The 24,392-nt window shown below is 70.3% G+C and carries 24 protein-coding genes; 9 read left to right on the forward strand and 15 right to left on the reverse strand.

From position 1 onward, the window contains the following. Positions 1-19: 19 nt before the first annotated feature. Together ACFORO_RS24845 and ACFORO_RS24850 are read right to left on the reverse strand one after the other, a co-directional pair. Positions 20-736, reverse strand: a complete 717-nt coding sequence (locus ACFORO_RS24845) for a response regulator transcription factor (protein ID WP_033291604.1) — start codon at positions 734-736, stop codon at positions 20-22. A 673-nt stretch (positions 737-1,409) separates the two neighbouring features. After that, the gene (locus ACFORO_RS24850) at positions 1,410-1,973 is read right to left on the reverse strand and encodes a DUF3000 domain-containing protein (RefSeq protein ID WP_354751255.1); all 564 of its coding nucleotides are present in this window, start codon (positions 1,971-1,973) and stop codon (positions 1,410-1,412) included. A 723-nt stretch (positions 1,974-2,696) separates the two neighbouring features. On the opposite strand from ACFORO_RS24850, the gene hemE reads away from it, so the two are divergent. From hemE to ACFORO_RS24870, 4 genes are read left to right on the forward strand one after another with little or no spacing between them, the layout of a single operon-like run. Next, positions 2,697-3,779 carry a uroporphyrinogen decarboxylase gene (hemE, locus tag ACFORO_RS24855; protein WP_377868132.1) on the forward strand — a complete coding sequence of 361 codons (1,083 nt, stop codon included), beginning with the start codon at positions 2,697-2,699 and terminating at the stop codon, positions 3,777-3,779. Beyond that, positions 3,776-5,185 (forward strand): protoporphyrinogen oxidase, encoded by a 1,410-nt coding sequence (gene hemG / locus ACFORO_RS24860; RefSeq protein WP_377868133.1) that lies wholly within the window; start codon positions 3,776-3,778, stop codon positions 5,183-5,185. Before hemE ends, hemG begins: the two co-directional genes overlap by 4 nt. A 46-nt stretch (positions 5,186-5,231) precedes the next feature. Then, the gene (gene hemQ, locus ACFORO_RS24865) at positions 5,232-5,924 is read left to right on the forward strand and encodes a hydrogen peroxide-dependent heme synthase (RefSeq protein WP_037819061.1); all 693 of its coding nucleotides are present in this window, start codon (positions 5,232-5,234) and stop codon (positions 5,922-5,924) included. 6 nt (positions 5,925-5,930) lie between these two features. Beyond that, on the forward strand, positions 5,931-7,298 hold the full coding sequence (locus ACFORO_RS24870) for a CoA transferase (RefSeq protein WP_377868134.1): 1,368 nt from the start codon (positions 5,931-5,933) through the stop codon (positions 7,296-7,298). Positions 7,299-7,589: 291 nt separating this feature from the next. On the opposite strand, the gene ACFORO_RS24875 is transcribed toward ACFORO_RS24870, so the two are convergent. The 10 genes from ACFORO_RS24875 to ACFORO_RS24920 form a co-directional block, all read right to left on the reverse strand. Beyond that, positions 7,590-8,369: a TIGR04222 domain-containing membrane protein gene (locus ACFORO_RS24875; RefSeq protein WP_377868135.1), complete on the reverse strand. Its 780-nt coding sequence runs from the start codon at positions 8,367-8,369 to the stop codon at positions 7,590-7,592. 101 nt (positions 8,370-8,470) lie between these two features. Next, positions 8,471-8,797, reverse strand: a complete 327-nt coding sequence (locus tag ACFORO_RS24880; protein ID WP_377868136.1) for a hypothetical protein — start codon at positions 8,795-8,797, stop codon at positions 8,471-8,473. Continuing rightward, positions 8,794-9,597 carry a DUF692 domain-containing protein gene (locus ACFORO_RS24885; protein WP_377868137.1) on the reverse strand — a complete coding sequence of 268 codons (804 nt, stop codon included), beginning with the start codon at positions 9,595-9,597 and terminating at the stop codon, positions 8,794-8,796. Before ACFORO_RS24885 ends, ACFORO_RS24880 begins: the two co-directional genes overlap by 4 nt. Further along, a complete protein-coding gene (locus ACFORO_RS24890) occupies positions 9,590-10,420 on the reverse strand; it encodes a TIGR04222 domain-containing membrane protein (RefSeq protein WP_377868138.1) in 831 nt (276 codons plus the stop codon). Before ACFORO_RS24890 ends, ACFORO_RS24885 begins: the two co-directional genes overlap by 8 nt. 60 nt (positions 10,421-10,480) lie before the next feature. Beyond that, on the reverse strand, positions 10,481-11,431 hold the full coding sequence (locus ACFORO_RS24895; RefSeq protein ID WP_377868139.1) for a TIGR04222 domain-containing membrane protein: 951 nt from the start codon (positions 11,429-11,431) through the stop codon (positions 10,481-10,483). A 99-nt stretch (positions 11,432-11,530) separates the two neighbouring features. Then, complete coding sequence (locus ACFORO_RS24900) at positions 11,531-12,454, reverse strand: TIGR04222 domain-containing membrane protein (RefSeq protein WP_377868140.1); 924 nt, start codon at positions 12,452-12,454, stop codon at positions 11,531-11,533. Positions 12,455-12,566: 112 nt separating this feature from the next. Then, positions 12,567-12,995 carry a peptide-methionine (R)-S-oxide reductase MsrB gene (gene msrB / locus ACFORO_RS24905; protein WP_344267467.1) on the reverse strand — a complete coding sequence of 143 codons (429 nt, stop codon included), beginning with the start codon at positions 12,993-12,995 and terminating at the stop codon, positions 12,567-12,569. Between the two features lie 19 nt (positions 12,996-13,014). Beyond that, on the reverse strand, positions 13,015-13,320 hold the full coding sequence (locus tag ACFORO_RS24910; RefSeq protein WP_354748427.1) for a hypothetical protein: 306 nt from the start codon (positions 13,318-13,320) through the stop codon (positions 13,015-13,017). A 50-nt stretch (positions 13,321-13,370) separates the two neighbouring features. After that, a complete protein-coding gene (locus ACFORO_RS24915; protein WP_377868177.1) occupies positions 13,371-15,011 on the reverse strand; it encodes a serine/threonine-protein kinase in 1,641 nt (546 codons plus the stop codon). Positions 15,012-15,128: 117 nt separating this feature from the next. Further along, positions 15,129-15,803, reverse strand: coding sequence for a TVP38/TMEM64 family protein (locus ACFORO_RS24920; RefSeq protein WP_344267463.1), 675 nt, complete (start codon positions 15,801-15,803; stop codon positions 15,129-15,131). Between the two features lie 37 nt (positions 15,804-15,840). Here ACFORO_RS24920 and ACFORO_RS24925 point away from each other — a divergent pair, with 37 nt between their 5' ends. The 3 genes from ACFORO_RS24925 to ACFORO_RS24935 all read left to right on the forward strand — a co-directional run bounded on the left by ACFORO_RS24925 (position 15,841) and on the right by ACFORO_RS24935 (position 18,923). Next, complete coding sequence (locus ACFORO_RS24925; protein WP_354748431.1) at positions 15,841-16,863, forward strand: DNA polymerase domain-containing protein; 1,023 nt, start codon at positions 15,841-15,843, stop codon at positions 16,861-16,863. Between the two features lie 193 nt (positions 16,864-17,056). Continuing rightward, positions 17,057-17,449, forward strand: coding sequence for a DUF6221 family protein (locus tag ACFORO_RS24930; RefSeq protein ID WP_116206681.1), 393 nt, complete (start codon positions 17,057-17,059; stop codon positions 17,447-17,449). A 478-nt stretch (positions 17,450-17,927) separates the two neighbouring features. After that, positions 17,928-18,923, forward strand: a complete 996-nt coding sequence (locus tag ACFORO_RS24935) for an MsnO8 family LLM class oxidoreductase (RefSeq protein ID WP_377868178.1) — start codon at positions 17,928-17,930, stop codon at positions 18,921-18,923. On the opposite strand, the gene ACFORO_RS24940 is transcribed toward ACFORO_RS24935, so the two are convergent. Both ACFORO_RS24940 and ACFORO_RS24945 read right to left on the reverse strand, forming a co-directional pair. After that, positions 18,920-19,576, reverse strand: coding sequence for a maleylpyruvate isomerase N-terminal domain-containing protein (locus ACFORO_RS24940; protein ID WP_377868141.1), 657 nt, complete (start codon positions 19,574-19,576; stop codon positions 18,920-18,922). The two genes, ACFORO_RS24935 and ACFORO_RS24940, sit on opposite strands and share 4 nt — an antisense overlap. A gap of 41 nt (positions 19,577-19,617) precedes the next feature. After that, a complete protein-coding gene (locus ACFORO_RS24945; RefSeq protein WP_344267455.1) occupies positions 19,618-21,210 on the reverse strand; it encodes a PucR family transcriptional regulator in 1,593 nt (530 codons plus the stop codon). Positions 21,211-21,327: 117 nt separating this feature from the next. Between ACFORO_RS24945 and pruA the strand changes: the two genes are divergently transcribed. Both pruA and ACFORO_RS24955 read left to right on the forward strand, forming a co-directional pair. Beyond that, on the forward strand, positions 21,328-22,965 hold the full coding sequence (gene pruA, locus ACFORO_RS24950) for an L-glutamate gamma-semialdehyde dehydrogenase (RefSeq protein WP_377868142.1): 1,638 nt from the start codon (positions 21,328-21,330) through the stop codon (positions 22,963-22,965). A gap of 15 nt (positions 22,966-22,980) precedes the next feature. Next, positions 22,981-23,910, forward strand: a complete 930-nt coding sequence (locus ACFORO_RS24955; RefSeq protein WP_354748439.1) for a proline dehydrogenase family protein — start codon at positions 22,981-22,983, stop codon at positions 23,908-23,910. A 78-nt stretch (positions 23,911-23,988) separates the two neighbouring features. Here ACFORO_RS24955 and trxA read toward each other — a convergent pair whose 3' ends face one another. Beyond that, positions 23,989-24,360 carry a thioredoxin gene (trxA, locus tag ACFORO_RS24960; RefSeq protein WP_116205014.1) on the reverse strand — a complete coding sequence of 124 codons (372 nt, stop codon included), beginning with the start codon at positions 24,358-24,360 and terminating at the stop codon, positions 23,989-23,991. Positions 24,361-24,392: the final 32 nt, after the last annotated feature.

Here is a 24,392-nt window from a genome sequence, read left to right on the forward strand (position 1 = left end):
GGGGCGTGGTTCGTCGTCGTCAGCGGATCACGCCGGCTCGCATCGCCAGCGCGACCATCTGTGCCCGGTCGCCCGTGCCGAGCTTGCGCCCGATGCGGGACAGGTGGGACTTGACGGTGAGCGCGGAGAGGGAAAGCTCCTCCCCGATCTCCTTGTTCGACTGCCCGTCCGCGACGAGCTGGAGCACCTCCACCTCGCGAGCGGAAAGCTCGCGCGGGGTGTTGTCGGTGCCCGCCACTCGCGTGCCGGTCGCCAGGACCGGGGCCACGCTCGGGTCGGCGTAGACGCCGCCTTCGAGAACCCGGCGCACGCCGTCGGTGACTACCACCGGCGACGCCGACTTCAGCAGGTACGCCTGAGCTCCGGCCTGGAACGCGGAGCGCACCGCGTACGGGTCGTCGGAGGATGCCAGGACCACCACGCGCGGCCAGCCGTGGCTACGGAGTTCCGTAACCAGCTCGATGCCGCTGCCGTCCGGCAGTCCGAGATCGAGGATCGCCAGGTCGCACGGGCCGGTGGCCTGTGCTCGCGCCCTCGCCTCGGCCACCGTGGCGGCCTCGTGGACAGTGCCCGCACCCATCTGTGCGAGTCGTGCTGCGATTGCCTCCCTCAACAGCGGGTGGTCATCGACCACCAACACGGAAAAAAGCTCTTCCCGCGGGTGCGGAACCATGCTCGCCGGCAAAGCACCGGCTGGCGTGGATCGGACGGCCTGAGATAAGCCGACGGTAGCCACGTCACTACCTCCCTGGAGTCGGTCGTGCCCCCCGACCGGCACCGGGACCTTCGGCCGTTCAGCCGCGCCAGCTTTAGACCGAAAGTGGTGTCGTCCCAGGCACTGTAGCCGTCCGGACGCCGTTGCGGGGGGATCGAATGGGTATCTATCCGAAACAGTTCGTCACTCAGCGAGGTCGTTGTAACACGATCGGACTAACGATCGGAGTCTTGTTAACGACTGACGACCGGGCCGCGATGCACCTGAGTTACCGGCATCGAAACGGGCGTGCAGATGGCCCGTGCACCTGCGGGTGCTGCCGGAGCGGGGCCGCCGCCCCGGCGACCCGGGCCCGGAAATGCGCTCCGGCCGGGGCAAGATCATTTTCTTTCACGTTTTGCCCTGCATGCTGCCCGGCCGTCGGCGTCCTGCCGGAGGCACCGAAATGGGGCCGGGAACCGCGTCGGAGCTGGTTACCGGGGGTTCACTGGCTGTGATCACGCCCGGCCACGAACGTGCGGCATCCGGAGCAGCGGCCGCCGGAGTCCACGTTGGACGGTCGGTGGCGGGCGTCGGTGAAGCCCCGCCGAAGATCCCGGCGGAGCGCCGGGAGGGCTCGAATCCGCCCGGGAAGGCGCGTTCGTGCGCGTGCAAGCGCCGCGAAGAGGCTGCCCGACCGGGTGAACTTAGGAAATCAGGAGCTTTGGCGCTGCTCAAACAGCGTGACGCCCACTGGAGGCAGTCCCACGACGCTCGCCATCACCTGGCAGAACGCGAGCCCGTGCGGGCCGAGCGCGGCGTCGGTCGGGGTCCAGGAGGCCCGCAGTTCGAGGTCGTCGGTGCGGGCCGGGCCGGAGATGTCGCCGAAGCGGGCCGAGGAGGTCTCCGTGACAGTGCCGCCGAGCGCCTTCCACGACGCGCCGGAGGCCTCCAGCGCGTCGGTCAGCCACGACCAGCCGACCGCGGGAAGGAACGGGTCCGTGGCCAGCTCGCGATCGAGCTCGGCGCGGACGTACATGACCAGCCGCAGCACGCCGTCCCAGCCCTCTTGGCCGTCCGGGTCGTGCAGCAGGACCAGCCTGCCGGACGCCTCGACGTCGGCGGGTCCGGAGAGCTCGCAGCTCAACGCGTACGACCACGGCGCGAGCCGCTGCGGCGCGCGCATCGTCTCCAGGCGGATCTCCGGGCGCGGCCGGACGGCTTGCAGCGCCGCGACGGCTTCGCGGAAGAGATCGGGCACTGGCGTCATCGCGGTCACGCACCGACTGTAGGGCGGCGACGCCCCGTTGCGGACGCAGGCGCGCCGAGCGAGACCCACCCGCGACCCGGCGGACGGCTCCGGCTGCCCCTCCGTCTCTCTCGCCGTGCCCGTTCCCGGCGTGCTCCTGCCGCTGCTTCGGCGGGGTCCTGCGAGCCGAGTGTGCGTGGGTGCGCAGGGCGGCGGCCGGGCTGGCCGTGGTGTGTCGGTGTTGAGGACGTCCTCAACACCGACTTGGTTGCATCGGACGCACACAACGCCGAGTTGGGCTTGCGTCTCGCGCGCCCGACGTCGCGGCGGGTGCATCGCGCAACCAACGCCACATTGGCGTCTTCTCATCGGCAGCTGTATGCGGCTCTGCCACCGCGATGCGGAGCACCGGGCTGGGCTGCGACGGCCGCGCGGCTCCCTAACCGATGGACCCGGCCCTGCGGAAGTCCGTGAAGGGCTCCTTACAGGAATCAGATTCCCTCAAAGAGCCCTTCACGGACCTATGCGGGGCCAGGGAAGAACCCGGCGCCGTCGACACGGCATCCGCTCCAAGAAAGCCCCGATGCCAGGTTGGGTGCGTAATGCGCAACGAATACGGCATTCGCGCCAGGCGAGCGATGCCGAATCCGGTGCCGAGGCGTGCGGGATCCCTCGGCAGCCGCGGCCGCCCGCAGCCGCGTCCGGGCTCGTTGGGCACGGGGCGGCCCGCGACTGTCGGAACCGCGTGGGACCATGGGGGTCGTGCCTCAGGTTTCGTCCGCGCCCGTCGGCGCTCCGCCCGTTTCGCCCCGTCGCGCCCTGCCCGGCTCGGCTTTCCTCGCCGCCGCGCGCGGCGAGCGGCCCGCGCACGTCCCGGTGTGGTTCATGCGCCAGGCCGGCCGTTCGCTGCCGGAGTACCGCGCGCTGCGCGAGGGCGTCCCGATGCTCGACGCGTGCTTCGACCCGGAGATGCTCGCCGAGATCACGATGCAGCCGGTCCGCAGGCTCGGCGTCGACGCGGCGATCCTGTTCAGCGACATCGTGGTTCCGCTCAAGGCGGCCGGCCTCGACATCGACATCGTTCCCGGCACCGGCCCGGTTGTGGCCTCGCCCATCCGCGACGCGGAGGCGGTGCGCGCGCTGCCGAAGCTCGAAGCCGAGCAGGTGGCGAAGGTCGCCGAGGGCGTCCGGCTGCTGGTGGACCGGCTCGGCGAAACGCCGCTGATCGGGTTCGCCGGAGCGCCGTTCACGCTGGCCAGCTACCTGATCGAGGGCGGCCCGAGCCGCAACCACGAGCACACCAAAGCCCTGATGCACTCGCAGCCCGAGGTCTGGCACGACCTCGCCGCGCGCCTCGCCGACATCGCCGCCACGTTCCTGCGCGCCCAGCTCGACGCGGGCGTGGACGCGGTGCAGCTGTTCGACTCGTGGGCCGGTGCGCTGTCCGAGCGCGACTACCGCGAGTTCGTGCTGCCGCATTCGGCCCGGGTGCTGGCCGTGGCCGGCGAGTACGACGTGCCGCGGATCCACTTCGGCGTGGGCACCGGCGAGCTGCTCGGCGCGATGCGCGAGGCGGGCGCGGACGTCGTCGGCGTCGACTGGCGGATCCCGCTCGACGTCGCGGTCCACCGGCTCGGCGGCAAGGTGTCGGTGCAGGGCAACCTCGACCCGGCGCTGCTGTACGCGTCGTGGCCGGTGCTGGAGGCCGAGGTGCGCCGGATCGTCGAGGAGGGCCGCGCCGCTCGCGGGCACGTGTTCAACCTCGGCCACGGCGTCCTGCCGGGGGTGGACCCGGAGGTGCTGAAGCGCGTCGTTGACCTGGTGCACTCGCTGTGAAGCACGTCGCGGTCGTCGGCGGTGGGATCTCCGGGCTGGCCGCGGCGTACCGGTTGCGCCGGCTGCTCGGCGACCGGGTCACGATCACTGTTTTCGAGAGCACGGACGCGATCGGCGGTAAGCTGCGCACGGCTGAGGTCGGCGGAGTCAGCTACGACGTCGGCGCCGAAGCATTCCTCGCCCGGCGGCCCGAGATGGTTTCGCTGGTCGATGAGGTCGGGCTGGCCGATCGCCTGGTGCATCCGACGAAGGCGCGCGCCAAGATCCACGCGGGCGGTTCGGTGCAGAGCTTGCCGCCCGGCACGGTGATGGGAGTCCCGGCGTCTGCTGATTCGGTCGCAGGCGTGCTGTCTGACGACGGACTGCGCGCGGTCGAGAAGGAGCGTTCGCTAGGCGCGGTCGAGCTGGGCGACGGCGACGTGCCGCTCGGACCGCTGCTGCGAACCCGGTTCGGCGACGAACTGGTGGACCGGCTGGTCGACCCGCTGCTGGGCGGCGTGTACGCAGGCGGGGCAGACGGTCTTGGCCTTCGCGCGACGATGCCCGGCCTGGCCGACGCGATCGAAGGCGGCGCGGGTTCGCTCACCGAGGCCGCTTCCTCGCTGCTGCCGAAAACACCAGGCACCGCACCGGTTTTCGGCAGTCTCACCGGCGGCCTGCGAGGATTGCTCGATCGGCTGCTGGAGCTGTCCGGAGCTGAACTGCGCACTTCGTCGACGGTCCGCGCGCTGACGCGGACGCCGTCCGGCTGGCGGCTGGAGTTCGGCGCCGCCGCCCCCGCGCACGCGCCCGCCGACAGCCCCGTCGACGCTGACGCGGTGCTGCTCGCGGTGCCCGCCCCGGCCGCGCGAAAGCTGCTCGACGGCGTGGTCCCGGCGGCTTCGACGGCGTTCGGCGAGGTCGAACTGGCGTCGATGGCGGTCGTCGCGTTCGCGTTCCCGCCGGGCACTGAACTGCCCGAGGCGTCCGGAATCCTCATCGGCGCGGGGGAGCGGGACGCGGAAGGCGTGCCGTACGCGTCCAAGGCGTTCACGTTCTCGTCGAACAAGTGGGCTCACCTCGGCGGCTCCGGGCCGGTGCTGGTGCGCGGCTCCGTCGGCCGATTCGGCGAGCCCGGCGCGTTGAACGGCGACGACGATGCGCTGGTCGCGGCGGTCCGCGCGAACCTCTCCCGGCTCGCCGGGGTCACCGCGACCCCGATCGACACCCTGGTGACGCGCTGGGGCGGCGGCCTCCCGCAATACGGCACCGGGCACCTGGAGCGGGTGACGCGGATCGAGACGGCGGTGGCGGACATCCCAGGCTTGGCCGTGGCGGGCGCCACGCTGCACGGCGTCGGGCTGCCGGCCTGCGTGGCCACGGCCGATGCCGCCGCCCGGCGGACCGCGGAGCAGCTCTCCGTGTGACGGAGCCCCATGGCGATCGCCGCGGCGACAGTGCCAGGATGGAGTCATGGCGCGGCTGAATTACAACGAACTCAACGACACGATCCGCTACACCACGTGGTCGGTCTTCCGGATCGAACCGGGGAAGTTGGGGGAGGACCGCGGCGCCGCGGGCCGCGAGACGGCCGAGTACCTCGACGGGCTCGAGGCCAAGGGCGTCGTCGTCCGGGGCGTGTACGACGTGTCCGGCCTCCGTGCCGACGCGGACTACATGATCTGGTGGCACGCCGAGGAGATCGAGCAGGTCCAGGCCGCCTACACCGGGTTCCGGCGCACGCCGCTCGGCCGCGCGTCCACGCCGGTCTGGAGCCAGACCGCGCTGCACCGGCCCGCCGAGTTCAACAAGAGCCACGTGCCCGCGTTCCTGGCCGGCGAGGAGGCGCGCAAGTACATCTGCGTGTACCCGTTCGTCCGGTCCTACGACTGGTACCTGCTGCCCGACGAGGACCGCCGCAAGATGCTGGCCGACCACGGCAAGGAGGCGCGGGACTACCCGGACGTGCGCGCCAACACCGTCGCGTCGTTCGCGCTCGGCGACTACGAGTGGATCCTCGCCTTCGAAGCCGACGAACTGCACCGGATCGTCGACCTGATGCGCCACCTGCGCAACACCGAGGCCCGTCGCCACGTGCGCGTCGAGATCCCGTTCTACACCGGCACGAAGGTGCCGCCCGCCGAGCTCGTCGCGGCTCTGCCGTAACCGCCGGTGCAGGACGTACTGGCCGGGGCCTGGCAGTCGCTCGCCGGGGAACCGCTGCCCGCCGTGGCCTTGACCGGCGACGAATCCGTGCTGCCCGGGCACTTCCGGGTCCCCGCCATGGCGAGCGCCAGCATCGCCGCGGCCACGCTGTCCGCCGGAGAACTGCTGCGCCTGCGCGGCATCGACCCCGGCACCGTGTCGGTCGACACCCGGCACGCCGCGGCCGCGTTCCGCAGTGAGCAACTGCTGCGCATCGACGGCGAACCCGCGCCGAGCCCGTGGGGCCCCATCGCCGGCGACTACCGCGCCGCCGACGGCTGGATCAAGCTGCACTGCAACACCCCACGGCATGAAGCGGCGGTCTGCTGGGCGCTCGGCGTCCCGGCGACCCGCGAAGCCGTGACCAAGACCGTGGCCGCGAAATCGATGGCAGAGGTCGAATCCGCCGTGGTGACCGCGGGCGGCGCGGCAGCGTTGATGCGCTCGCGCGAGGACTGGCTGGCGCACCCGCAAGGCCAGGCCGTCGCGGAACTGCCCCTGGTCGAGCTGGATCGAATCGGCGACGCGCCAAAGCGCACGCTGTTCGACTCGGACCGCCCGATGGGCGGCGTCCGCGTGCTGGAACTGACGCACGTGCTCGCCGGCCCCGTCGCAGGCCGTGTGCTGGCCGCGCACGGCGCGAACGTGCTGCACGTCGGTGCCACGCACCTGCCGCGGATCCCCATGCTGACCATGGACACCGGCCAGGGCAAACGCTCCGCCTTCGTCGCGCTCGACACCGAGGGCGGCCGCGCGAAGCTGAAGAAGCTCATCGCCCGCGCGGACGTCCTCGTCCAGTCGTTCCGCCCCGGCGCGCTGGCCCGGATCGGCCTCGGCCCGGAACAACTCGCCGAACTGCGCCCCGGCCTGGTGATCGCGGACATCTCGGCGTACGGCTGGACCGGCCCGTGGGCCCGCCGCCGCGGCTTCGACAGCCTCGTGCAGATGTCGTCCGGCATCGCCGAGGAATACGCCACCGACGCTCCCGCACCGCTGCCCGCACAAGCACTCGACCACGCGACCGGCTGGCTGACCGCCGCCGCGATCATGACAGCAATCCGCCGCACGGTCACCGACGGCGGCAGCTGGCACGCCCGCCTGTCCCTCGCCGGCACCGGACGATGGCTGGATTCCTTGGGCCGCAAGGATCCGGCACCGTCCGAAGTGGACTACACGGACGTGCTCGAGACGGTCGACAGCGACTTCGGCCAGATGACCCGGGTTCGGATGGCCGGAGAACTGCCGGGCGCGCCGCCGCACTGGGACCACCCGTCGCCCAAACCTGGCGCGGATACGGCGGTGTGGTCGCCGGTTGTGCCGCAGCCAGTTCCGTGAGCGCAGCTGGTTTCGCCAGCGCTGTCGGTCCCGCGAGCGCAGCCGTTTCGTGAGCGCCGTGCCAGTCCGGTGAGCGCAACCAGTTCCGCGAGTTGCCACCGGACGGTGGGAGTCGCACCGGCCCGGTGGGCACCGCCGGTCTCGTGAGCGCACCCAGTCCCGTCAGCGCCACCGGCCGGTGGGCACCGCGCCGATCTGCAAGCACCGCCAGTCCTGTAGACACCGCGCCAGTCGCGTGAGCACCATCAGCCTCGCGAATCCCGCCAGCCAACGCCGCGCGCGCCACACCGGCTAAATCGGCATAAGCCCTCCCGCGATCCGCTTGTCCGGATAAGCCGCCAGCCCGCCCAGCGCGACAAGCTCGGCCGGTCCTGAACCACGGCCCCCAGCACCCTGCTGTTCGGCCTGGGCGAGCACCGTCGCCCCAGCGGTCGTCGGCGGCAGCGACTTGACCGTCCGCTCGCCGAACGTCTTGGTGATCCGCTGACTGCCGACCAGACAGAGCCAGAGCGTCAGCCCGGTCTCGATGAAAACAAGCAGCACCATGACGTTCAGGTGAGACCGGCCGACGTCGTAGACCAGCCGCGCCACGCCGATCGCCAGCACGACCACGGCGATCGCGGTCAGCGTGTACCCGAGGCTCGTCAACGGCCTGCGCCGGCTGACCAGCCGCCGCTGGACCAGATCGGTTTCGAGCGTCCGTATCGCAGCCTTGACCGCCGAGGACCGCGCGATCCACGACGCCAGGAGACCTCGACCGGCCGCCTGGTGCACGGCTTGCTCGACCGGCGGCGACGCCGGTGGCGGGCCGGCGGCGGCGACCTCGCCCAGCGGCCCGACCTGCAGTTGGCCGCGCGAGAGCAGTGCCGCGATCGCGGTTTCCACCACCCGAGGCCGCCCGTCGGCCAAGTACGCGACGTCGTAGGCATCGCGCGGCACGGCGGCCGACTCCGGCGCGGACGCCTGCGTGGCCAGGTTGTTCTTGCCCATGGCCAGAATGCTCAACACGCCCACGGCGGTGGCCGCGTAGACGAGATAGATCGGGCTCAAGGCAGCCCAGAATCCGTTCACGACAGGTTCCCTCCCTCCCGGTCCGGCAGAGATTGGACAACACTGCCGTAACCAGACATGTCGTCAGCGTAACCAGCACCACCGACAAAACCGGAACGGGCTCAGCGGCGGAACCATCTGCGCCGGGGTTTGGGCAGGTCACCGCGGGCGATCAGCCACTCCGCGAACGCGTCGGCATACTCCCGCGCCCGGATCGAAGTCGTCTTTGGCCGCTCCGCGGCGTAGGTGTCGAACAACGGCCGATACCGCGAGCCGAGCGTCTCAGGCAGGTCCGGTCGCAGGTACGCCACTAGTCGCCGCCGCTTGGCGAGCAGCACGTCGGCCTCGATGCGCAACCGCGAGGCATCGAAGCCGGACGGTGCTTCGGCTCCGGTCAACAGGCTGTCCAGCAACGCTGCCTGCCGAGCAGCCAACTCTTCCCGGCTCACAGCGTCACCGCGGTCCGCAACGCGACCAGTTCGGCAGCGAGCTCGGAATCGGTGGGGTAGTCGTCGTCGCGCTCCAAAAGAACACCCGGCGGATCCGTGCGCCGACGCAGCTCGGCGAGCAGATCCAGCACCTCCGGCAGCACCGGATGCGCGTGCGTGTCGTGGTAGACCCCGTCGCGCTCCACGCCGCCGGCCATGTGCACGTAAGCCAGCCGCTCCCACGGAATCCCGTCCAGGAACGCCACCGGATCGGTACCCACATTGCGCGCGTTCGCGTACAGGTTCGCCACGTCGATGATCAGCAGACAGCCGGTCCGTTCGGTCAGCTCGGTGAGGAATTGTTCCTCGGACAGCTCGCTTTCCGGCCATTCCAGCAGCGCGGCGATGTTCTCCAGCGCCAGCGGTACGTCCACAATGGACTGAGCGAGCCGGACGTTGTCCACCAGCACGTCCAGCGCCTCGCGCGTGCGCGGCAGCGGCATCAGGTGCCCGGAATCGAGCCCGCCCGCGCGGACGAAGCACACGTGGTCGCTGACCAGCGGCGCGTCGAGGACCCGGGCCAGCTCGGCCAGGTGTTCCACCCGCGTGGTGTCCAGTGGCTCGGCCCCGCCCAGCGACAGCGACACCGCGTGCGGCAGCACCGGCATCCCGCGATCCTTCAGCGCCAGCAGGCTTTCCGGCAGGTGCGGGGCGTGCAGGTTCTCCGCGACCACCTCGACCCAGTCGACGCCCGGCAGCCGCGCGATCGACAGGTCCAGTTCCGGCCGCCAGCCGATGCCGATCCCCAGCCGGTCAGCCACCGCACCCACCTCCGCCTCCGCATCCGCCGCCACCGCCGCAGGACGATCCGCCGCCGGACGAGCCTCCCGCACCGCTCTTCAGCGCCAAGCTTGTCGCATGGTCCGGATACACCGCGAACCCGCCCAGTGCGACCAGCGAAGCGGCACCGACGAGCAGCGCGCCGGCCTGTGCCCGCTGGGCCGCCCGGTCCGTCCGAACTGCCGCGACCATCGCTCGCCCGGCCTTGGTCAACTGGACCTTCGGCCGCTTGCGGCTGGTCACCGCCAGTACGAGGAGAATCGCAGTGACCGCCAGCAGCACCGTCAGCCCGCCTGTCGGCCGGTGCAGCGCAGAGCCGTTCGCCCAGCGCGCCAGACCGACCAGGAGCACGGCGATGTAAACGAGAACCACGCCCGTCGCGAAGCGGGCGGAAGCAACCGCGACGAGACCGCGCTGGCGGAGGTCGTTCCCGATGCTCCGCACCGGCGCGGAGACCGCCTCTGCCGTGCGCAGCGTCGCGGTTGTCTGCGGCCGTTTCCGTACGGCTGCGTAAACCGCCTGCTCAACCGGCCCTGTCGGCGCTCCGGAGACAGCGGTGAGCTGACCCCTGGTGTCGACCCGCAGCAATCCGTGCTCCAGCAGCGCCGCGATCGCCGTGTCGACCGTGCGATGGTGCCCACCGGCGAGATAGGCGAGCTGGTAGACGTCGAGCGGCCGGTGCACGTCCGCGGGCGCTCTCGGCCCGACGCGCGGCCAGGCCAACTGCACTGCCAGCGTCAAGGCCAGCGCCGCTCCGTAGATCGCCAGGAACTGCGGGCCGGAGATTCCCCACGGCTCGTGCACGGCGTCTCCCTCCTCGGTCCGGATACCCTGCTGACGCCCGGACCGCGCGGTTCGTTGCGTCTATCCGCCGCAGCCGCCCCCGCCGCCGCAACTGCTGCCTCCGCCGCACGAAGACCCGCTGCTGCACGAGGAACCACTGCTGCACGACGATCCGCCGCTCGATCCGCCGCCTCCGGTCCAGCCGCCCCCGCCGCCGCTGAGCAGCGCCGTGCTCATCTCGTCGTCCGGGTACAGCGCGATCCCGCCGAGCGCGACCACTGCCGCGGCCCCGACGAGCAACGTTCCGCCGCCGTTGCGGCTCGTGGAGGCGAACTCCTCAGGCCGTTCCTGCGCGGCTTTCGCGTCTTCGCGGGCCCGCACCACGACCGCGTGGCCGGCGTCGGTCGCCTGGGACGTTTTCTTGCCCTTTCGGGACGTGAACGCGATCAACGTCAGGATCCCGGCCACGACCAGCAGCCCGATCAACCCGCCGATCGGCCGGTCCAGCTGTGCCCCGTTGACCGCGCGGACGACGCCGATCAGCACCAGCGCCACGTACGCCGCCACAACGCCGGTGCGGAAGCCGTCCAGTCCGTCGCCGACGACGGTCACCAGCCCGCGCCGCTCGAGGTCCTCGCGGATCTTCTCGACTTCCGGCCGGACCACCGGCGACTTGCGCACCATGGCAACGGTCGCGGTGCCGCTCTTCGCGGCGTCGTGCACCGCGCGTTCCAGCCTCTTGCGAGACGGTCGCTTGCCGATCGCGCTCAGTTTGCCCTTGCTGCTCACCCGCAGGAGTTCCTGTTCCAGCAGGGTCGCGATCGCGGTGTCGACCGTGCGATCCGCGCCGCCGGCCAGGTAGGCGAGCTGGTAGACGTCCGGCTGCGGCGGTGCCTCGACGACGGCGGGCGCGTCCCGCTGCCGCTTCCGCGCGATCGACGGCCAGCTCAGCTGCACCAGCAGCACGACGGCCAGCGCCAGGCCGAAGATCAGCAGGAATTGCGGGCCGGAAATGCCCCACGGTTCGTCCACGGTTTCCCCCTCTTTTCCGCTTTGCCGGAACCCTAACCGGACCGTCGCCGGAGGCTGTCGGCAGAACTGACGCAGCCGCTGTCCGATTCGTTCCCCGGCTCAGCTGTTCCCGCCGCCGCAGCCCCCGCCGCACCCGCTGCCGCAGCCGGATCCGCACCCCGAACCGCCGCAGCCGGACCCGCAGCCCGCTCCGCCGCCGCAGCCCGATCCGCAGCCAGCCCCGGCGGCCCAGTACCCCGCCGCTCCGGAGAACCCGCCCGCGACGCCGGTGCCCGCGACGGCCGCCCGCGCCTGGCGGGTCGCCGGGAGCCCGCGGAGCAGCGCGACCCGCAGCTCGCGATCCGGATGATTCGAAAGCCCGCCGACCGCGACGTTCCCGGTCAAGCCGCTGATCAGACTCTGGTCCGGCCACGCCGCTTCGACCGTCTCGCGCCCGGCGTCGGTCGGGCGGACCCACCTGGCCGCCCGGCGACGGGAGAGCGCGGCAAAGGCGAACCACCCCGGCAGCAGAACCGAGATCAGTACAAAGCCGTTGAGCCCGCCGACGAACGCCGCCACCCCGGCTGCCGCCAGCACTGCTTCTTCGAGCGCAGTCCACTTCCACACCCGTTGCAGCGCCTGGCCGTCGACGAGCAGACCGCGCTTGGTCAGGTCGTCGACCAGCTCGCGGACCGCGTCGCCCCAGACCAGACCGCGCAGCACCGTCGCGATCCCGACGCCCGTGCCAGCCAGCTCAGCGGCTTCCCGGCTCAGATCGTCGGACGGTTCGGCCGGCGTGCGATACAGCCGTCCCACGGAATCCGCCCGCAGCTGCTCCCGCTCCAGCATTGAAGCGACCGTCGTTTCGGCGACGCGGATCGGGCCGTTGGTCAGCAACGCGACCTGCGCCGCGGACGTCAGCCGGGTTTCGGGATGCCTGCCGCGGCGCAACCGGGCGGCGGTCCGCAGCCCGAACCACCAGCAGACCAGCGCCAGCACCAGGATCAGCGCGGCCGGCATCGCGCGTTCGATCGTCCACTCCATCACGGACCCCCTCCGGATGAACAATCCACGCTACCTGCTCCGCGCGGGTTGCCGCCGGACGAAAGACCGCCCTCCCCGGGGACGGGAAGGGCGGTCTTGGGGGACCCGGGCGTCAGTCGCCGGATTCCTCGACGAGCTTCAGGGAAATCGAGTTGATGCAGTAGCGCTGGTCCGTGGGAGTGGCGTAGCCCTCGCCCTCGAACACGTGCCCGAGGTGGCTGTGGCACGAGGCGCACAGCACCTCGATGCGCCGCATGCCCATGGTGCGGTCCTCGCGCAGCAGCACCGCGTCGGAGTCCGCCGGGTCGTAGAACGACGGCCAGCCGCAGTGGCTTTCGAACTTCGTGTCGCTGCGGAACAGCTCCGCGCCGCAAGCCCGGCACTCGTACACGCCGGTGGTCTTGGTGTCGGTGTACTCGCCGGTGAACGGCCGTTCGGTGCCGGCTTGCCGGAGCACCGCGTACTCTTCGGGGCCCAGCTGCTCCCGCCATTCCTGGTCGGACTTCACCACGCGGGGAGTGGTGCCGACGACGGGTTTCATACCTTTCACCCTTCCCACGTTACCTGGAGAGAAAAGCGACCGTGTGCAGCGCGATGTCCCAGGCGGTGACCAGCAGCCCCAGCACGATCAGCACCACGACCAGCGCGGACACCCAGTAACGGAGCCCGCCGGTGCGGTTGCTGGATTCGGCGAAGTCGGCGACCTGGTCCAGGCACGCCTCGACGGTGAAAGTCGGCCCGGTGCGCTCCATCCGGTCGAGATGAGCGGCGAACGCACGGGCATCCGGGTCGTACGGATCCAGCCCGACCAGATCCTCGTGGAACCGAGGATTCCAGCCCGGCGGCAGAGCTCCGTTCTCGGCCATGCCTCAACGGTAGGCTATTCGCCCCGTCGTACCCACCTCTGCGGCGAGTGTCACTGCGCGGGCGCGCCGCCTCCGAGGCGGGGATCGCTGTTGATCATCAATGTGCCGTCCTGCCCGGCGATGACCTGCACGACCTTCTGCATCGGCGCACCGCCCTCCGGAGTGAGGGTGATCTGGACGTCGGCGGAACCGTCAGGATTGTTCTGGCGCTTGTAAACGTTGGCGCCCTTGTAGCCGCTTAGCTTGTTCTGGTCCCAATATGCGGCGAAAGCGGTCTGATCGCCGAAGGCCGCCTGTGCCGACGGGCTCAGCATCGCCCACGCAGTGGACGATCCGGCGTTCTGGTAGAAATTCACGACTTGGGTGCCTGCTGGCCCCCACTGCACGGTCCCGCTGGATTTGACCGGTGGCGCAGACGAACTCGGCGTGCTCGACGGAGTCGCCGGAGCGGAGGAGCTCGACGCCGGTGGCTGCTGCGCGTTCGAAGCCCCGCCCTTGTCCCGGCTGCTGCTCAACACCAAGAACACCACCAACGCCACCACGACAACAGCCGCAGCCCCGCCGACGAGGAACGCCAGCTTCTTCTTCCGTGCCGCAGCGGCCGAAACCCGCGCCCCCGACCCGGCACCGGAGTAATTCGGTGCAGCAGCAGTAGGCGAAGGCCGCACCGCGGGCTGCGCACGCGGCGGAGTGTTCGGCGGGGGAGCAGGACGCGAAGGCGCGTTCATCGGCATGAACGCCGCAGTCGGCGTCCGCGGCGGGTTTGAGGGAGCCTTCGGCGCGGGCGCGGCAGCAGCTGCCGGAGCACCTGCACGCGCCCACGGCGGGCGAGACCCGTTGCTCCCCGGACCGCGATTGCCCGAAAGCAACTGCTGCGGCGCGGCCGGTTCCCCGGTCGCCAGCGAAGCAAGCCGCTCGCGTGCCTCGGCCATGCTCGGCCGTTCGGAAGCCTCGCTGCGCAGCAGGCTCATCAGCAACGCGGTCGCCGGGCCGGCCTGCGTCGGCGGGTTGACCTGCCCGTTCGCCGCCGCGTACAGCAGCGCGAGCTGGTTGGTGGTGTTGCCGTAGGGCGTCTGTCCCTCGATCGCCTGGTACAGCGTCGCGCCGAGGGCGAAGACGTCCGAGCTGGGCACCGGGTCGGCGCCGCGGGCCAGCTCCGGCGCGAGGTATGCCGGGGTGCCGCCGATGAGGCCGGTCTGGGTGAGCGTCATGTCGCCGGCTGCGCGGGAGATGCCGAAGTCAGTGATCTTCGCGGTGCCGGTTTCGTCGATCAGGATGTTGCCGGGCTTGACGTCCCGGTGCACGATCCCGGCGCGGTGCGCGGCCACGAGCGCCGCGGCGACCTGCTCGCCGATCCGCGCGACCTGGCCGACCGGCAGCGTGCCCTGTTCGGACAGCACCGCGGACAGGCTCGGGCCGTTGAGGTACTCCATCACCAGGCACGGGTCGCCGCCGTGCTCGGCGACGTCGAACACGACGATCGCGTTGGGGTGCTGGAAGCGGGCGGCGTTCTTCGCCTCGCGCATGGCGCGCTGGCGCATGTTGTCGCGTTCGGCCTCGGAGACGCCCGGCTGCGGCAGGATCTGCTTGATCGCCACGGACCGCTCCAGGCGCACGTCGACGGCACGCCACACCACGCCCATGGCACCGCTACCAATGTGCTCGACGAGGCGGTAGTGCCCCGCGATCAGCTGCCCGGTGTCGATGACGCCCGCTCCTGACGAAAGTCCCGTGATCGTGTTCGTGCGCAGCACGGATGCCCCTCGCGCACCCGGACGAGTGTAGCGGTCGGAAGTACCTGCCCGCCGTCAGCCAGCCGGTGCCGACGGCACGGGAGCCTCCGGCTCGGCGGCTGGGACGCGCTTCCTGAGCACTCGCACCAATCCTGCCGCGCCGAGCGCCGCGAAGACCGCGTAGCAGGCCAGCAAAGCGGGCGGCGTGTCGCCGGTCAGCGCGTCCGCGAAAACCACCACCGCGATCGTCCCGGGGACGCTGCCGAGCGCCGTTCCGGCAAGGTACGGAAGGAGTTTCACGGACGAAACGCCGCACAGGTAGTTCATCACCGAAAACGGGACGACCGGGATCAACCGCAGCGATGTGATGGCGAGCACGCCGCCGTCGGAGAGCCGGTCGTTGACGGCCCGCACCGGTGCGCGGTGGAGGTGCCGGAGGATCAGGTCCCGGCCGAGCAGCCGGGCCAGCCCGTACGCCAGCGCGGCGGCGATCGTGGTGGCCGCCAAGGCGATCAGCACTCCCGCGACGCTCCCGACGAGCAATCCGGCGGCCAGATTGAACACCGTGCGCGGAATCGGCGCGACGGTGAGCAACGAGTAGGCCACGAGGAGCACCAGCGGAGTCATCGAGCCGGTCGCCGCGGCCCAGGTGCGCAGCTGCGCCGGACCCGGGATCGGCAGCCACAGCGCGGCGGCGCCGAGAAGAGCTAGCACGACCAGGGCGACGATCAGCTTGGTTCTCCCGGACACCCCGCCACGGTACGGCACTCGCGGCTACGGTGGCCGCATGGCCAAAAACGGCGATCCGGTCGAATACCAGGTGGGGGAGCGCACCGTCCGGGTGTCGAGCCCGGACAAGGTCTATTTCCCCGAACGCGGCATCACCAAGCGGCAGGTCGTCGAGTACTACCTCGCCGTGGCCGACCCGTTGCTGCGGGCGATCGGCGAACGGCCGACCACGCTGAAACGCTACGTCGACGGTGTAACCGGCGAGTGGTTCTACGCCAAGCGCGTGCCCAAGGGCGCGCCGGACTGGCTCGAAACCGCGCGGATCGCCTTCCCGTCCGGCCGTACCGCCGACGAGGTCTGCCCGACCGAGCCCGCAGTGTTCGCCTGGGCGGCCAATCTCGGCACCTTCGACTTCCACCCGTGGCCGGTGCGCCGGTCCGACGTCGACCATCCGGACGAACTGCGGATCGACGTCGACCCGCCGGAACGCGCCGGGTTCGCCGACGCGGTCGAGGTCGCCGGCGTGGTCCGCGAGGTGCTCGCCGACGCCGGGCTCACCGGATACCCGAAGACCTCCGGTGGCCGCGGCGTGCACGTCCTCGTCCGGATCCGCCCGGAATGGGACTTCATCGCGGTGCGGCACGCGGTGATCGCGCTCGGCCGCGAGGTCGAACGGCGGATCCCGGACAAGGCGACGGTGTCCTGGTGGAAAGAGGAACGCGGCGGCCGCGTCTTCCTCGACTACAACCAGGCGGCGCGAGACCGGACGGTCGCGTCGTCCTGGTCCGTGCGCGGCACCCCGCGCGCGACCGTCTCGACGCCGCTGACCTGGGATTTGCTGACCGACGTCGACCCGGACGATTTCGACGTGCTGACCGTCCCCAAGTTCCTCGCCGAGCGCGGCGACCTGCACGCGCCGATGGACGAGACGGCGTTCGGGCTGGAGACGCTGCTGGAGTGGTACGAGCGCGACGACCGCGACCTAGGAGGTGCGGAACTGCCGTACCCGCCGGACTATCCGAAAATGCCCGGCGAACCGAAGCGGGTGCAGCCGAGCAAGGCCCGATCCGACCAGGCGTGATCGTCCGGTTGCCGGGCGTGATCACTCTGGGTGATCAACATCGCGGGGAATTTCTGTGATGTTTCCGCAGGTCATACCGATTTTTCCGAGGTCGATTACCATGGAGTGCGCTGCTGACTGGTAACGCGCCGGGGTCGAGGTGCGACTATTGCCGGGGCCGGGAGGGGGCCGGGACCCGGAGGAGGGAGACGTCGTGGACGACCTGATCGCGTTCCTCGCCGCGCGCGTCGGACAGCGGCAGGCGCTGATCATGCAGGCGGTGCAGAAGGGCAAGGCCGGAGAGCCGCTCAACCGCGGAGAGGCCAAGGTCGGGCTGGAGGAGCGGGTCCGTTCGCTCGGCGATCTTGAGCTTGACGTGGTCAATCAGATGATCAACGAGATCGAGGCGACTCGGCGGATCATGCTCGCCCATCGGACCACGGTGTCGGAGAAGGTGCCCGGGTTTCCGTTGTACGGCAGTGAGTATTGGTGCGAGACCTGTCATGTGCCCGCGGATGAGGCTGGGTCCAACTGGTGTTTGACGCTGCGGTTGCTGGCGTTGCCGTATGCGGAGCATCCGGATTACAGCGAGCGGTGGAGGCCGTAGGGGCGGCTCGTCGCCTGGCGGCGACATTGCGCCCGGTGGTTGCGTGGGGCACCCCGAAGCTGATTGTGACGACGGACGGCGAGTGCTTGTCAAGGCGGGAAAGATGCCTTGACAAGCACTCGCCGTCCGCGTTTTTGGCTTCGTATCGGGGTGCGGGGGTGGTGTGGGTGCCTCGATTTGGGTGCATCGGCTGCGGTTCGTGAGGGGGCTAGCGCCCCAATGTGGCATTGGGTGCGTTGGATGCACCGAACGCCACATTGGGTGCGTGGGATGCACCCAATGCGGCATTGGGGCGCATCGCGGCGGCGAGCGAGTGGCGGTGGTCCGTGAAGGGCTCCTTGAGGGAATCTGATTCCGTGAAGGAGCCCCTCACGGACTGCGGCGGGTCGTGAGGGGAACCCTGAGGGACTCAGAGTCCGTGAAGGTGGCCCTCACGGACGGTCGGGGCGGGAATTCGGGCCGTGCGGAGGGCGTTGGCCTGAGCGTGGACGTTCCGATTTCCGTGCTGGACCGGTCGCCCGTGCGGCGAGGGCGGGGGACCGCGCAGGCGATCCGGGACACCGTCGCCTTCGCGCGTGACATCGAGGAGCTTGGCTACCACCGGTTTTGGGTCTCCGAACACCATGGAGTGCCTGGGGTCGCCGGGTCGTCGCCTGCGGTGCTCGCGTCAGCCGTCGCCGCTGCGACTTCGCGTATCCGGGTCGGGTCCGGTGGCGTGATGTTGCCCAATCATCGGCCGCTCGTGGTTGCGGAGCAGTTCGGGATTCTGGAGTCCCTGTTCCCGGAGCGGATCGACCTCGGGATCGGGCGGTCGGTCGGGTTCATCGAGCCGGTGCGGCGCGCGCTCGGGCAGGGCAAGGACGCGGCCGACGGCTTCGACGGCCAGGTTCGCGAGCTTCTCGCGTTCTTCCGTGGCGAGCACGACGGGGTGCACGCGATCCCGGCCGAGGGGTTGTCGGTGCCGGTGTTTCTGCTTGCGACTGGTGCGGGCGCGGACCTCGCCGCGGCGTTGGGGTTGCCGCTGGTGATCGCTCCTGCGCACGGTCAGCGTGCGATGGCGGAGGCGATTTCGCGGTACCGCGAAGCGTTCCGGTCCGATGTGGACGATCCCTATGTCGTCGTGTCGACAGCGGTCGCGGTGGCGGATACCGCGGCGGAGGCTCGGCGGTTGCTGGTGCCCGAGGCTTGGTCCACTGTGTACTCGCGCAGTCATGGCGTGTTCCCGCCGCTTTCGCCCGCGGACGAGATTTTGGCGTTGCCGATGACTGATCGGGAACGCCGTCGGCTCGACGACACGCTGGCCGGGCAGATCAGCGGCACTCCGGACGAGGTCGGCGAACGTCTCGATGACCTGGTCGCCGCGACTGGGGCGGACGAGTTGCTCATCAGCACCAGTACTTACGATCCGGCCGCGCGCGTCGAATCGTTTGCCGCGCTTGCTGAGTTGACTGCGGCGGAACGGCTTTCGGTCTAGCCGAGGACGATCGGCAACTTCTCCGCCAACGACCCCAGCGCTGCCTTTTCGGCGTCGGTTGCGGCGCGGCGGCCGGTCGCGATCAGGAGCGCGCTTTGGTCGTCCAGTGCCGACGGCAGGGGCGAACCCAGCGCGGTCTCCACCGTCCGGCGGGTCGCTGCCAGGCAGTCCGTGTCTGGACCGTCCACTCCGGACAGATGCATGACCAGGTCCAGGTGGTGCAGCGTGGCTTCCACGACGTAGGTCTCGAAATAGTCCGCGACCGTCAGCACGTAGTCGCGGGTTTCGACCTTCGACGTCGGGTCCGCCAGTTTCGCGGCGCGTCCGGCTGCCTGGGCCAGGTCGTCGAAGTGGTGTGCCAGCCAGGCGGTGGTGCCGTAGCTGACCGCCGCGCGGCGGGTGAACAGGCCTTCTTCGTCCATGCCGGTCGGCAGGTCGGTGCCGATTTCCCAGTATTGGGCGGCGGTGTGCGTCGGCTCGCCTTCCGCGGGGGTCGCGAGCGTGATCAGGATGTCCTGCGCGTCGATGACCAGGTGGAACACCAGGTCCTGCACCACCCAGCCGGTGCAGCCCGACGGGGCCAGCCACTGCCCGCCTTCAAGCGATTTCACGGCGTTCTGAAGTGCGTTCCAGGAGCGGAAGAAGAGGTCCACGACGGCACTTTAGCGATCACGAACCTCCTCGGCATCCGGTTTTACAGCCGCAGCAACAACTCGGTGAGCAGCCGCTGAGCTGGATCAGTCAGGTCGATCCCGGACACCTCCGACGCCCGGCGCACCCGGTAGCGCACGGTGTTCGGGTGGATGTTGAGCGAGCGGGCGGCCGTGCGGACGTCGCCGAAAGCGTTCAGGTACGCCAGCACCGCGGGCACCAGAATGTCGCCGTGGTCGGCGTCGTGGGCACGCAGTTCAGCGAGCCGGGGATCGCGCAGGCGGGGCTGATCTCCTAAGTAGGACAACACTTCCGACAGCAGCACATCGGCCCGGACGTCGGCCAGCGACGCGACGTCGGACGGCCAATGACCGCGCGTCATCGCCATCAGCACTCGGTCGGCATCGCCGCGCGACAATGCCGCGTCGGACAGTCGCGGCACAATTCCGCCGAGTGCGGCGCGGACGGGTGCGTCGAGGTGTTTCCGCGCTGCACCAACGATTTCCTTCGCCAACGCGAGCACGGGGGCATCCGAGTGTTCCGGCAGATCCGGGAGCAACGCGTACACCCGGCCGCCGAGGACGCTCACGAGGGCGGTCCGCCGGTAGGCCGCCGTGTGCACGGCGATCAGGTGCACCAGTTCGGCCCGGCGCAGCAACCGGTTCGAAGCGGCGGCGGACTCCTGTCGGGAGAGCGTGAACGCCAACACCTGCGCAGGGCGCGCCGGATCGGCACCGATGTCGTCCGCGACAGATTCGGCGTCGACGCGTCCTTCCAATAGCCCGGCCAGCAAATCCTCGCGCAGCCGCAGTTGCGGATCGGGCAGGGTTCGCGCGCGGATCAGTTGCGGGGCAAGGGTTCGGCTCGCGCCGAGCAGGGCGACCTCGGCTTGTTCGGTCAGCGGCTGCGCGCCTTCCTGCACCCAGATCGTGCCGAGCGGCTGCGACCCGGCGTGAATTCCGGCGGCGATGCGGCGGCGAATTCCCAGCTCCGGGCGTTCGTCCACGCGCACGATTCCTTCGCCTGCCCGCAACCGCTGGTAGACGCCCCATTCGCGGAGGATCGCGAGGTACCGTTCCGGTCCTTCACGGCCCAAGATCGACAACCGCCGCAGCTCGTCGACCTCGTCGCCGGCTCTTGAATACGCCAGCACGCGGCTCGCGGTGTCCTCAATGCTGACCAGGCCACCGGTGAGCGTCGCGACCGTCTGGGCCAGCGCGAACAGGTCGCCGAGCACCTCGCCGGTTTCCGCTTCGCCGCCCGCTCGGGCCGCGTCGACCACCCCGCGCGCCAAGGCCTCGACCTGCTCCCACCGGGCTTCCGCGCCGACCGTCAGCAGCGCGACGCCAGCGTCGGCCGCGACGTCTGTGCCGCCTTCGCCCTTCACCGCCACTGCGGCCGCTCCCGCGCGTCCGGCCGCCCGGATCGCCGCGGCCGCGGACCGGCCCCGCGCGCCGATCACGAGGACCAGGTCGCCGGGGTGGGGTTCGGGCGGGTCCTCGGGGTCGAGGATCACCACGTCCTGTACCGGAACGCCCAGTCCGCGCGGCGCGACGAGCACCCGCACGAGCGGTTCGCCGAGGGTCGCGAGCACGTGCCGCAGCGAGGCACCGGCGAAGGGCTCAGCGGTCGTCATCTCGTAGGCCGATCGGACAAAGCCATATGGGCGATTCTAGCCGCTTGAACAAACCCTTGAACGCCGCGCAGCGTTATCTTTCGGGCAACCGACGAGTAAGCCAACGAGGGAGCCGCCGTGGACGCCGTGACCCAGACCCCCGCCCCGAAGAACGAGCCGGTGCTGACGTACGCACCGGGCAGCGCCGAGCGCGCCGAGCTGGAGGGTGCGCTGAAGAAACTGGGTCAGGCCGGTCCCGTCGACCTGACGGTCACCGTCGGCGGCGAGCAGCGCGCGGGCGGCGGCGAGAAGATCGACGTGGTCCAGCCGCACAACCACGGCCACGTCCTCGGCACCATCCAGAGCGCCACGAAGCAGGACGCGACTGACGCGATCGCCGCTGCCTCGAAGGCCGCTCCGGAGTGGCGCGCGCTGTCTTACGACGACCGTGCGGCCATCCTGCTGCGTGCCGCCGATCTGCTGACCGGCCCGTGGCGCGCGACGCTGAACGCGGCCACCATGCTCGGCCAGTCGAAGACCGCTACGCAGGCCGAGATCGACTCCGCGTGCGAGCTCGCCGACTTCTGGCGCTTCAACGTCGAGTTCGGCCGCAGCATCCTCGACCAGCAGCCGGTCAGCTCGCCGGGCGTGTGGAACCGGATGGAGCACCGTCCGCTCGAGGGCTTCGTGTACGCGATCACGCCCTTCAACTTCACCGCCATCGCCGGCAACCTGCCCACTGCGCCCGCGCTGATGGGCAACACCGTGCTGTGGAAGCCGTCGCCGACGCAGAGCTTCGCCGCGCACCTGACCATGCGGCTGCTCGAAGAGGCCGGCATGCCGCCGGGCGTGATCAACCTGCTGCCGGGCGACGGCAAGGCCGTCTCCGAGGTCGCGCTGACGCACCGCGACCTTGCGGGCATCCACTTCACCGGCTCCACCGCGACCTTCCAGCACCTGTGGGGCACTGTCGGCGCGAACATCGCCGGCTACCGCAGCTACCCGCGTCTCGTCGGCGAGACCGGCGGCAAGGACTTCGTGCTCGCGCACCCGTCGGCCGACATCGACGTGCTTCGCACCGCGCTCGTCCGCGGCGCCTTCGAGTACCAGGGCCAGAAGTGCTCAGCCGCTTCGCGTGCGTACGTGCCGCGCAGTCTCTGGGAGCAGCTGAAGGACGGCCTTGCTTCCGAGACCGCCGCGCTCAGCTACGGCGACGTCACTGACCTGTCGCACTTCGGCGGTGCCGTGATCGACCGTCGCGCCTTCGACAAGCACGCCTCGCTCTTCGAGCGCGTTAAGAACGACAGCGAGGTCGAGATCCTCGTCGGCGGCACTGCGGACGACAGCGTCGGCTACTTCGTGCAGCCGACCGTTCTCGTGTCGACGAACCCGAAGCACGAAATCTTCAGCACTGAGTACTTCGGCCCGATCCTGTCGGTGTACGTGTACGAAGACCGGGATGACACTGCGTTCGACTCAGTTTTGCGCCTGGTCGACGAGACCGCTTCGTACGCCCTGACCGGCGCCGTGATCGCGAACGACCGCACGGCTGTCGCGAAGGCGTCTCAGGCGCTGCGGTTCGCCGCGGGCAACTTCTACGTCAACGACAAGCCGACCGGCGCTGTCGTCGGCCAGCAGCCGTTCGGCGGGGCGCGCGCCTCCGGCACGAACGACAAGGCCGGTTCGGTCTTCAACCTGCTCCGCTGGACGAGCCCCCGCTCGATCAAGGAGACGTTCGTGCCGCCGACCTCCGTGCGCTACCCGCACCAGGGCTGAGAAGGAGACACCGCCATGCTGCGTGCCCCGTTGCTCGCCGCCGCTCGTTCGCAGCGGATGCGTGCGCTGATCGAAGCGGTACCGGTCACCCGGTCCGTAGTGCGCCGGTTCGTGTCCGGCTCGGCTACCGCCGACGCCGTGCGCGCCGCACGGGAATTGGCCGCCGACGGCCGGAAGATCACCATCGACCACCTCGGCGAAGACACCACCGACGCCTCACAGGCCACCGCCACGGTGCAGGCGTACGAGGAGTTGCTGACGGCGCTGTCCGAACAGGGCCTCGCCAAGGGCGCGGATGTCTCGGTGAAGCTGTCCGCGGTTGGGCAGTTCCTGCCGGGCGACGGCGAAGGCGTCGCGCTCGAGAACGCGCGGAAGATCTGCGCGGCGGCCGACGCGGTCGGCGCGACGGTGACGCTCGACATGGAGGACCACACCACCACGGACTCGACGCTCGGCATCCTCCGCGAGCTGCGCGCCGAGTACCCGTGGGTGGGCGCGGTGCTGCAGGCCTACCTGCACCGCACCGAGCAGGACTGCCGCGAGCTGTCCGGTCCCGGGTCGCGCGTGCGGCTGTGCAAGGGCGCTTACGCCGAGCCGGAATCGGTGGCGTTCCAGGACAAGTCCGAAGTGGACAAGTCCTACGTGCGCTGCCTGCGCGTCCTGATGGAGGGCAAGGGCTACCCGATGGTGGCCTCGCACGACCCGCGGATGATCGCGATCGCTGGCAAGCTCGCGGCCGACGCCGGGCGCGCGACCGGCGACCACGAGTACCAGATGCTGTACGGCATCCGGCCCGAGGAGCAGAAGCGGCTCGCCGGCGAAGGCGAGACGATGCGCGTGTACGTGCCCTGCGGCGACGAGTGGTACGGCTACTTCATGCGGCGGCTGGCCGAGCGGCCGGCGAACCTCGCGTTCTTCCTGCGCGGGCTCGTCACCCGGTCCTGAATCACCGCGAAGGCCCGGCACCCTGGTGGGTGCCGGGCCTTCGTGTTTCCCCGGGTAGTGCGCCTGCGGTGGCTGGGCTCAGGCCTGCTCGGCTTCTTGCGCGGCGGCGGCCTTGCGCACCTCGTCCATGTCGACCTCGCGGGCCTGGCGGATGAGGTCCTCCAGCGCGGCTTCCGGAAGGGCGCCCGGCTGGGAGTAGATGAGGGTCTTGTCGCGGATCACGGCGAGCGTCGGGATCGAGCGGATGTTGAACGCCGCGGCGAGCTGCTGCTCGGCTTCGGTGTCCACCTTCGTGAAGGCGATGTCGCCGTGCTTTTCCGACGCCTTCTCGAACACCGGCGCGAACTGGCGGCACGGGCCGCACCAGCTTGCCCAGAAGTCGATCAGCACGAACTCGTTGTCGGTCACGGTCTGGTCGAAGTTGTCCGCCGTCAGTTCCACTGTGCTCATGGGTGGTTCAACGAACGAGCCGGGTGGGGAAT

It is taken from the genome of Amycolatopsis halotolerans (assembly GCF_042647905.1).
Taxonomy (GTDB): Bacteria; Actinomycetota; Actinomycetes; order Mycobacteriales; family Pseudonocardiaceae; genus Amycolatopsis; species Amycolatopsis halotolerans.